Here is a 6259-nt window from a genome sequence, read left to right on the forward strand (position 1 = left end):
GTGGAGGCATGACGATGGCGGAGACCAAGCGGTCGGACCTGGCGGCGTTCCTGCGCACGAGGCGCGAGCGGATCACGCCCGAGATGGTGCGGCTCGCCCCGGGCCCGCGCAGGCGCACGCCCGGCCTGCGGCGCGAGGAGGTCGCCCAGCTCGCCGGCGTGGGCGTCACCTGGTACACGTGGCTGGAGCAGGGCCGCCCCATCAACGCCAGCACCCAGGTGCTCGACGCGATCGCGCGCACGCTCCGGCTCGACAACGCCGAGTGGCAGCACCTCTACCGGCTGGCCGGACACGCCACGGGCGTCCCGAACGACGACACGACGCGCGTCACCCCGCAGGTCCAGGCCATCCTCGACCAGCTCAGCCCGATGCCCGCCTGCCTGGCCAACAGCCGCAGCGACGTGCTCGCCTGGAACCCCGCCTACGCCGCGCTGTTCCCCGAGGTGGTCGCGGCGCCCGACGGCGAGCGCAACACCCTCTGGCAGAGCTGCGTGGCGCCGCTGGCCTGCGTGCTGGTCAACCGCGACAAGGAGCTGGCCCGCGCGGTGGCCGTCTTCCGCGGCGCCTACAGCCGTCACGCCGACGACCCGTGCTGGCAGGACTTCGTGCGCCGGCTCAGCCGGGAGAGCCCGGAGTTCGCCCGGCTGTGGGCGCGCCAGGACGTGGCCGAGCCGGGGCCGCGCGAGAAGATCTTCAAGCACGCCGAGATGGGCAGGCTGCGCTTCAGCACGACGAGCTTCAACTCCTCGGCGGCCCCCGAGACACGGATGATCGTCTACACCCCGGTCGACGACGCCAGCCGCGAGGCCGTCGCCCGGCTGCTGTCCCGCTGACCCGGGTCTTCTCCCTCTGACCGGCGCGCGCCGGACCGTCGCCCATGGCATGCTCATTGGCTGAATGTCAGGATCAAGCAGAAGTGGCGACAAATGAGACTCCCCCGTCGTGCCGCCGCGGCCGTGGCCGTCGCCGCAGCCCTCACCGCCTCCGCCGCGTGCGCCGCGTCGGAGCCCGACCCCCAGCCGACCGCCCAGCGCAAGCAGGCCCTGGACAAGCCCGCGGCGGCCGACTCCACGCCGTCGCCCGAACGACGGCCGTTCACCATCTCCTTCGGCGGTGACGTCCATTTCGAGGGGGTGCTGCGGCCCCGGCTCAACGACCCGCGCACCGCTCTCGGGCCGATCGCGTCCGTGTTGCGCCGGGCCGACCTGGCCATGGTCAACCTGGAGACGGCCATCACCACGGGCGGCACGCCGGCGCCGGGCAAGCAGTTCACCTTCCGCGCGCCCGCCAGCGCCTTCACCGCGCTCAAGGCCGCCGGGGTGGACGTGGTCTCCATGGCCAACAACCACGGCATGGACTACATGGAGAGCGGCCTGGCCGACTCGCTGGCCGCCATCAAGAAGTCGAGGTTCCCCGTGGTGGGGATCGGGGCGAACGACACCGAGGCGTACCGGCCGTTCCGCAAGGTGGTCAACGGCAACCGCGTGTCGATCATCGGGGCCACGCAGGTGCTCGACGCGGAGTTCGTCAGCTCCTGGACGGCCACGCCCGGCAAGGGCGGCCTCGCCTCGGCCAAGAACGAGGACCGGCTGCTGCGGGCCGTACGGCAGGCACGCAAGAACTCCGACACCGTGATCGTCCACCTGCACTGGGGCACCGAGATGCAGAAGTGCCCGAACCCGGCGCAGCTCTCGCTGGCCCCCAAGCTCGTCAAGGCGGGCGCGGACGTGGTGGTCGGCGGCCACGCGCACATCCTGCTCGGCGCGGGCTACCTGGACAGCTCCTACATCAGCTACGGCCTGGGCAACTTCGTCTTCTACAACTCCAACCCGGCCACGACCGGGCGGACCGGGGTGCTGACGCTCACCGTCCAGGGGCGCAAGGTGCTCAAGGACCAGTGGACCCCGGCGACCATCCAGGGCGGCGTCCCGGTGCCGATGACCGGCACCGCCAGGACGCGGGCGGTGGCCGACTGGAGGGCGCTGCGCTCCTGCACGGGCCTGTCCACCAAACCCTGACGGTCCTGTCCACCGAACCCTGACGGTTTGCCGGCCGTGCAGCCGGTCAAGTCCTTTACGTCAGGACCCGGCGACGTGGAGGAGGCCGCGATGCGGTGGGTGGAGTCCGGTGACGTGCGGCTGTGGCTCGCCGAGGAGGGCGACCCGGCCGACCCGACGATCCTGCTCGTCCACGGCTATCCCGACACGCACCGCGTCTGGGACGAGGTGGCCGGGCTGCTGCGCGACCGCTTCCACGTGGTCCGTTACGACGTGCGCGGCGCGGGCCGCTCCACGGAGCCGGCCGACCACGCCGGCTACACGTTCGACCACCTGGCGGGCGACCTGTCGGCGGTGCTCGACGCGATCGGCAAGCCCGCCGTCCATCTCGTCGGCCACGACTGGGGCTCGCTCCAGTGCTGGGACGCGGTGGCCAGGCCCGGCATACGGGAGCGGGTGGCGTCCCTCACCAGCTTCGGCGGGCCCGGACTGGCCCAGGCGGACCGGTTCATGCGCGAGAGCAGCCGCGGCGAGGTCGCCGCGCAGCGCGCCCGGTCCTGGTACATCGGCGTGTTCCGCGCCCCCGTCGTTCCGGAGACGGCGTGGCGGACGTTCATGCCGGCGATGCTGGAGCGCAGCATGCGGGTGCGCGACGGCATCCAGCCGCGCCCCGGCCACCCCGCCGACACGCTGACCCGCGACGCGATCAACGGGCTGTGGATGTACCGCCTGAACATGAACGCCGGGCTGCGCCCCCGCCACACGGGCGAGCGGGGCGACCCGGTGGTGGACGTGCCGGTGCAGCTCATCGAGGCGACCCGGGACCCGTTCGTCTCGCCGGAACTGCTGGCCTCGCTCGGGCGGTGGGCGCCGAGGTTCTGGCACCGCAGGGTCGTGGCGGGGCACTGGGCGCAGCGCGGCCGGCCGGACGTGGTCGCCAGGATGATCGCCGAGTTCGCGGCCCACGTGGACGGCGCCGACCCGGCGCCTGGGCTCCGCCGCGCGCGCAGAGTCGCCGGCCCGGACGGGCAGAGCGGGGCCCGGCGGGGACCGGAGTCGGGGAGGGCGTTCGAGGGGAAGCTGGTGGTCGTCACCGGCGCGGGCAGCGGGATCGGCCGCGCCACCGGGCGGGCCTTCGCCGCCCACGGCGCCGAGGTCGTCTGCGCCGACATCGACGAGGCAGCCGCGGTCCGGACGGTCGCCGGCATCGTCAAGGACCTGGGCGGCACCGCCCACGCCGAGCCGGTCGACGTCGCCGACGCCGCCCGCATGGAGGACTTCGCCCGCCAGGTACGCGACGCGTACGGCGTGCCGGACATCGTGGTCAACAACGCAGGAACGCTCGTCGCCGGCGCGTTCCTGGACCACTCCGTGGAGGACTGGCGGAACATGATCGACGTCAACCTGTGGGGCGTGGTCCACGGGTGCCGGCTGTTCGCGGCGCAGATGGTCGAACGCGGCGAAGGCGGCCACATCGTCAACGTCGCCTCGCTGGGCGCCTTCACCCCCTCGGCGCTGCTGCCCGCGTACTCCACCGCCAAGGCGGGGGTGAAGATGCTCAGCGAATGCCTGCGCGCCGAACTGGCCGGCCAGGGCATCAGCGTCAGCGCCATCTGTCCTGGTTTCGTGTCCACCGGCATCGCCCGCAACGCCACGTACGTGGGGACCGACCTGCGGGAGGTGTCGGTGACGGCGCTGGAGCGGCGCGGCTACCCGCCGGAGCGCGTCGCCGCGCACATCCTGCGGGCCGTCCATCGCGACCAGGCCGTCGTCCCGGTCAACGCCGAGGGCAAGCTCGGGTACGCGCTGTCACGCCTATCACCAGGTGCCACGCGCGGGCTGGCCCGGCTCTCGAACGCCGCCCTCCGCCTGGGCAGCTCCCGACCGCGCAGGACCGGCTCGGAGCCACGAGAAATCCACTGATTGCCAGAAAACGATCGTGGTCTTCGGGGGATGATGGAACGCGTGCTGTCACCCCAGATGGACGATGAGCGCGTGCAGCCGCAGCCGTTACGGCGGCAGCCCGCGCAGCGCCGCAGCGCACGCCGGGTCGAGCGGATGCTCGACGCCTGCGCCGAGCTGCTCGACGAGATCGGCTACGAGTCGCTCTCCACCACCCGCATCGCCGACCGGGCCGGTGTCGCGATCGGATCGGTCTACCAGTTCTTCCCCGACAAGCGGGCCATCACCCAGGAACTGACCCGGCGCAACGTCGAGCAGTTCGTCTCCCGGGTGGGCCGCAGGTTCCTGGAGGAGGACTACGTCGGCTGGTGGGAGGCCGTCGACGCGATCATCGACGAGTACGTCGACATGCACCGGACAGTTCCAGGCTTCAAGAGCCTGCACTTCGGCGACGTGGTCGACCTCAACCTGCTCGACTCCGACTCCGACAACAACACGGTGATCGCCGGGCGGCTGCGCGGGCTGCTGCTGAAGGAGTTCGGCCTGGCCGACAGCCACGAGCTGGACGTGGCCGTCCTGGTCGCGGTGGAGGCGGGGGACGCGGTGCTCAAGCTCGCCTTCCGGCGTGACCCGCACGGCGAGCCCGAGATCGTCGCGGCGGCCAAGCAGCTCATCCGCGGCTTCCTGTCCCGCCAGCTCCGCTCCTGGACCCCTCAGACGGCCTGACCGGCCGTGTGCGGCAGCGGGGTGGGTCACACGAGGGTCCCCGCTCAGGCGGCCGATCCTCCGGGGCCGACCAGCAGCAGTGACTTGCCCACCGTGGCGCGGGCGGCCAGGGCCCGGTGGGCGTCGGCCGCCCGCTCCAGCGGATAGGTGGCGCCGATCGCCGGCCGGAGCCGTCCCTCCACGGCCCGTTCCAGTGCCAGGTCCATCAACTCGCGCGCGGTCTCCGGGTCAGGGGGGCCGTCGAAGAGCGGGGTGAACACCCGTACGCCGCGGCGCGCGGCCTCTTCCGGGTTCGGGGCGGCGAAGTCCTCCGTGGCGCCGTACGTGACGAACCTGCCGCCATCGGACACGGCGTCCAGAGCGGCCGTGCCGAGCCGGCCGCCCGCCCCGTCGTAGACCAGCGCGACGCCGCCGCCGGTCGCCTCGCGCACCCGCTCGATCCAGTCCGGACGCGAGTAGTCGACGACGGCCTCCGCGCCCAGCTCGCGGGCCAGCGCCAGCTTGGCGTCACTGGACGCGGCCGCCACCACCCGGGCGCCAGCCTCGACGGCCAGTTGCACCAGCAGCGATCCGGCGCCACCGGCCGCCGCCGACACCAGCACCCATTCCCCCTTCTCCGGCGCGCCCAGCCGGTCCATCCTGAGCGCGGTCACGCCGTCGTGGATGAGCGCCGCGGCCGTCTCGGCAGTCAGCCCGTCCGGCACCGGCGTGATCTCCTCGACGCCCGCGACGATCCGTTCGGCGTAGCCGGCGCCGGTCCGCGCGACCACGCGCCGGCCGATCCACGCGGGGTCCACGCCTTCGCCGATCTCCAGCACCTCGCCCGCTCCGCCGCCGCCCGGCACGTACGGCAGCGTCCGCGGGAAGAAGTCCTGGCCCCAGCCGCCGCGCAGCCGGGTGTCGAGGAAGATGACGTCCGCCACGGCCATGCCGACGACGACCTGCCCGGGGCCGGGCGTCGGGTCGGGCAGGTCGACGGGGGTCAGCACCTCGGGACCGCCGAACGCGGCCACCTGAATCGCGCGCATGAGAAGCACCTTCGTGTGAGACGGCATCTGTCCAGGCCAGTCTTCAACCCGAAGTTAGGTTGAGGTCAAGGTGGCGGGCTCGGCGGCAGATCTGCAGCAGGTCTGCGACGGTCTCTGCGGCGGGCCTGCGGGCGGTCTGCGGGCGGTCTGCGGGCGGGTCTGCGGGCGGTCTGCGGGCGGGTCTGCGGCGGGGTCTGCGCGGGGTGCGTGGTGGCGTGCGTGGTGGGGTCCTGTGCCGGGCTCCGGCTCGGGGGCGGTGTGGCACGGGAGCGGCTCATGGCGCGCCCCGGGCGGTCAGCGGTCCCGGCGCAGGCGGTCGATGAGCTGGGGGAGCCAGCGGAACGGGTCCGTGGTGGCGGCCCGGCGCGTCTGGTCGCCCGTCCCGCCTCCGGTCGCCGGCCCGAGGGCCGCGGGCGGCCGCGCGTCGCGGGCCTGAGAGGCCGGTGGGCGGGCGTCGCCTCCCTCCGGGGCCGGCGGACGTACGCCGCGCTCCTGAGGCGCCGGTGGGCCCGCCTGGCCTTCGTGGGGGGCGGGTGGGCGGGCGGCGGGTTCGCGGGCGGACGGCGGCCGTGCCTCGCGGTCGAGGGACCGGTCCGCCGGGGCGGG

At 73.6% G+C, this 6259-nt stretch carries 5 protein-coding genes and 1 pseudogene; 4 read left to right on the forward strand and 2 right to left on the reverse strand.

Annotated features, from left to right (window positions below):
- Positions 1-8: 8 nt before the first annotated feature.
- The 4 genes from AB0H81_RS28465 to AB0H81_RS28480 all read left to right on the forward strand — a co-directional run bounded on the left by AB0H81_RS28465 (position 9) and on the right by AB0H81_RS28480 (position 4625).
- Entirely contained in the window at positions 9-833 is an 825-nt protein-coding gene (locus AB0H81_RS28465) for a helix-turn-helix transcriptional regulator (RefSeq protein ID WP_358380702.1), read from the forward strand.
- Positions 834-926: 93 nt separating this feature from the next.
- Positions 927-2018 (forward strand): CapA family protein, encoded by a 1092-nt coding sequence (locus AB0H81_RS28470; protein WP_358380704.1) that lies wholly within the window; start codon positions 927-929, stop codon positions 2016-2018.
- Between the two features lie 90 nt (positions 2019-2108).
- On the forward strand, positions 2109-3920 hold the full coding sequence (locus AB0H81_RS28475) for an SDR family oxidoreductase (protein ID WP_358380705.1): 1812 nt from the start codon (positions 2109-2111) through the stop codon (positions 3918-3920).
- 57 nt (positions 3921-3977) lie between these two features.
- Positions 3978-4625, forward strand: a complete 648-nt coding sequence (locus tag AB0H81_RS28480; RefSeq protein ID WP_358380709.1) for a TetR family transcriptional regulator — start codon at positions 3978-3980, stop codon at positions 4623-4625.
- Positions 4626-4669: 44 nt separating this feature from the next.
- Here AB0H81_RS28480 and AB0H81_RS28485 read toward each other — a convergent pair whose 3' ends face one another.
- Both AB0H81_RS28485 and AB0H81_RS28490 read right to left on the reverse strand, forming a co-directional pair.
- Positions 4670-5653 (reverse strand): zinc-binding dehydrogenase, encoded by a 984-nt coding sequence (locus AB0H81_RS28485; protein WP_358380707.1) that lies wholly within the window; start codon positions 5651-5653, stop codon positions 4670-4672.
- A gap of 294 nt (positions 5654-5947) precedes the next feature.
- Positions 5948-6259, reverse strand: a pseudogene (locus tag AB0H81_RS28490) (hypothetical protein); the annotation flags it as partial.

The sequence above is a fragment of the Nonomuraea sp. NPDC050691 genome, assembly GCF_040654455.1.
Taxonomy (GTDB): domain Bacteria; phylum Actinomycetota; class Actinomycetes; order Streptosporangiales; family Streptosporangiaceae; genus Nonomuraea.